3 protein-coding genes are annotated in these 3,428 nt (G+C 48.5%); all 3 read left to right on the top strand.

The features are described from left to right. A partial coding sequence (locus tag ACKFKH_RS33255) for a hypothetical protein (protein ID WP_446862681.1) occupies positions 1 to 270 on the top strand: 270 nt, incomplete at its 5' end. Between the two features lie 51 nt (positions 271 to 321). Then, the gene (locus ACKFKH_RS33250; RefSeq protein ID WP_446862680.1) at positions 322 to 2,217 is read left to right on the top strand and encodes a PAS domain S-box protein; all 1,896 of its coding nucleotides are present in this window, start codon (positions 322 to 324) and stop codon (positions 2,215 to 2,217) included. Between the two features lie 414 nt (positions 2,218 to 2,631). Beyond that, on the top strand, positions 2,632 to 3,102 hold the full coding sequence (locus tag ACKFKH_RS33245) for a response regulator (protein ID WP_446862679.1): 471 nt from the start codon (positions 2,632 to 2,634) through the stop codon (positions 3,100 to 3,102). Positions 3,103 to 3,428 lie beyond the last annotated feature (326 nt).

Below are 3,428 nucleotides of genomic sequence, written 5' to 3'. Positions count from 1 at the left end.
AGGGGGCTGAAGCCGATTGAAACGAAGCGAGTCACTCTCATCGAACTGACGTTAAGTAATCCAAATCTTGTTGGTTTGATTAGACTTACAAGCCTTGAAAACAGGCAAGGCGATCATCTACGTAAATCCAAAATCTTTCTTGAGACGATACAAGCTCTATCTTTGGGTAGATCGGTAACCTTACGGTCTGCATCGCATGATAGAAGACAGTGTGTTCTGTGCGATCGCGCCATCGCCTCGGAATCTTGTTCTTCTCTAAGAGCAAAATAGATGCTGCTTGAGAGTCGTTTTTAGAATCCTGTTTGGAATGGAGTAACGATCGTGACGGTCGAAAATTGGACATTAGTAGAAAAGGCTCTACAAGAGCAGGCCGTAGAGTTTGAAGCTACATTTGACTTGGCTGCGATTGGGATCGCCCATGTAGGACTGGATGGCCAATGGCTGCGGGTCAATCAAAAACTCTGTGAGATCGTCGGCTACTCTCGTCAAGAACTGCTGCAAAAAACCTTTCAAGAGATTACTTACGCCGCAGATCTAGAAATTGACTTAGCCTACTTTCACCAAATGCTGGCGGGGACGATCAAAACCTATGCGATCGAGAAGCGCTACATTCACAAAAACGGATCGCTGGTTTGGATTCACCTCACGGTTTCGCTGGTTCGCGATGCCGATGACAATCCCAAGTACTTTATCTCGGTGATCGAAGATATCACGGGTCGCAAACAGTCCGAAGACGATCGCGATCGCTTCTTTACCCTGTCGCTGGATATGCTCTGTATCGCTGGGCTGGATGGCTACTTTAAGCGAATCAATCCTGCTTTTGAGAAAATTTTGGGCTATAGCGAAGCCGAATTACTCAACACTCCTTTTATCGAACTGGTGCATCCCGACGACCAAGCCTCTACGCTGGCAGAGATGCAAAAGCTCTCAACGGGGATCAACACGCTGCATTTTGAGAATCGCTACCGTTGTCACGATGGCAGCTATAAATGGATCGATTGGATGACGGCTCCCGTTCCCAAAGAAGGCAGGCTGTATACGGTTGCTCACGATATCACCAGCCGCAAACAGATCGAAGAAGCCCTTCGCCAAGGAGAAGAACGCTATCGGGCGATCGTCAACACCGTTACGTCTGTTTTGTGGACGACTGATGCAGAAGGGCGCTTTGCCGAGCGGCAATTAGGCTGGGAGGATTACACCGGGCAATCTTGGGAAGCGCATCAAGGTTGGGGTTGGGCACAAAAGGTTCATCCTGACGATCGAGAAGCCCTGAAAGCTCGTTGGAAACAGTCGTTGAGCAATGACTCCTTTTATGAAACGGCGGGTCGTCTCTGGTGCGCGGCCACTCAAAACTATCGCTACTTTGAAGCTCGCGCCGTTCCCTTATTTGACTCAGATGGCAAGGTGCGCGAATGGGTGGGGACGATTACCGATGTCCACGATCGCAAACAAGCCGAACTCGAAATCCGTCAGCTAAACGAAAGTTTGGAATCGCGAGTCCATCAGCGCACCGCCCAACTCGAAGCCGCCAACAAAGAGTTAGAATCCTTTTCGTACTCGGTGTCACACGACCTGCGGGCCCCGCTGCGCCACATCGCCGGATTTGTCGAACTGCTGCAAAAAAACCTCAAATCAACCTGTCTTGACCCGACGAGTGAACGATACTTAACCACGATCGCCCACACCACCAAACAAGCAGGCACTTTGATCGACGATCTGTTGTCTTTTTCGCGGATGGGGCGATCGGAGATGCGCTTTATCTCCTTTGAGATGATGGAGCTGTTGCAAGAAGTCAAGCGCGAATTAGAGGTCGAAATTCAGGGACGATCGATTACCTGGAAGATTGACCCATTGCCCTCGGTGCAGGCTGACCCCTCTATGCTGCGGCTGGTCTGGCGAAACCTTCTAGAAAACGCCGTGAAGTATAGCCGTCTGACCCCCAAAGTCGAAATTGAAGTTGGTAGCCTTGACCAGAAAACAGAAATTGTGTTTTTTGTGCGGGATAATGGCATCGGCTTCGATATGCGCTATGTTCACAAACTGTTTGGCATCTTTCAGCGACTCCATACTCAGTCTCAATTTGAAGGCACTGGGATTGGTTTAGCAAACGTCCAGCGCATCATTCACCGTCATGGTGGGCGAGTCTGGGCAGAGGGAGAAACCGATCGGGGTGCGACGTTCTACTTTTCGTTGCCAAAAGAGGCAGGTAGAGTCTGATATCAATTCCCTAAATTAGGCAACAGGCAAAGCATGGAGACGAGAGACGCTAGACCGGAGACCTGAATCTCAAAGTCTAAAGTTCAGTGTCCAATGTTTAAAGTCCAAAATCCAAAGTTGTTTACCCGGTTGCGATTAATCAAGCGGACTTGATCGAGTAGACGGTTACACAGGTGCGATCGGCATCTCTGTATCCCTATCTTCCAGTAGACGCGATTTTTGGGTAGAAGGGTTTTAATGAGGCGAACTGTTGCGGCGAATGGTCTGCATCTCTAGTGGGCAGTGTCTTCGCACTACAGATCTGTTATTGAATGCTTTTCCTAATCGCGTTTCTCACAACGCACTACGGACGACGCACTGTAAACTAACACTGCGGACTACGCACTACGGAGTAAAGGAGATGACAACGATTCCATGACAGAAACGGATATGAGACGTATTTTGCTCGTCGAAGACAGTACCAATGATGTGGAATTGATTTTGACATCGCTGTCTGACAATCACCTGGCAAATGAAGTGGTGGTCGTACGAGATGGAGAGGAGGCACTCAATTATCTTTATCGTCGCGGCATTTTTAAGATGCGGATGGAAGGCAATCCTGTGGTGATTTTGCTCGATCTCAAGTTGCCTAGAGTCAATGGGATGGAGGTGCTTTCTCAGATTCGATCGGAGCCTAGTTTTCGATTAGTGCCTGTGGTGGTGCTGACTTCTTCCCGTGAGGAACCTGATTTGCTCAACTGTTATGAGTTGGGGGCCAATGCCTATGTTGTCAAGCCGATCGACTTTCACGAATTTGTGGATGTGATCAAACAGGTCGGACTCTTCTGGGCCGTCGTCAATCAACCCCCACCAGGATCGTTGCCCTCCGCGAGTAGTAACCGATAGAAGGTAGGGATGAGGGAGGAAGGATGAGGGATGAGGGAGGAAGGATGAGGGAGGAAGGATGAGGGAGGAAGGATGAGGGATGAGGGATGAATAAAGCTTTGTGTTGTGATTCTAATACTGTTTTGCTTTATTCATCGTTGGTCTCTCATCTCTGCTTGGTGGTCAATTTAGTGAAGGACTTTAGACAAAATAGTATTTAAAGCCAAAGGTCTTTCGCTTAACGTCTTTTCTGTTTTGCTCAAGGTCTTTTGCGTTTCGTCTAGCGTCTTTTCTGGGATTGTAAAATAAATTGTGTCAAAGGTCAGAAGTTGAGATCTAATGAACTA

It is taken from the genome of Phormidesmis sp. 146-20 (genome assembly GCF_052939475.1).
Note: the sequence above shows the minus strand (reverse complement) of the source record. Positions and strands in the feature narration are given on the sequence as shown.

Bases quoted from the DNA above. Each gene is read 5' to 3' on its own strand.
- ACKFKH_RS33245 (WP_446862679.1), top strand. From the start codon at position 2,632: ATGACAGAAACGGATATGAGACGTATTTTGCTCGTCGAAGACAGTACC.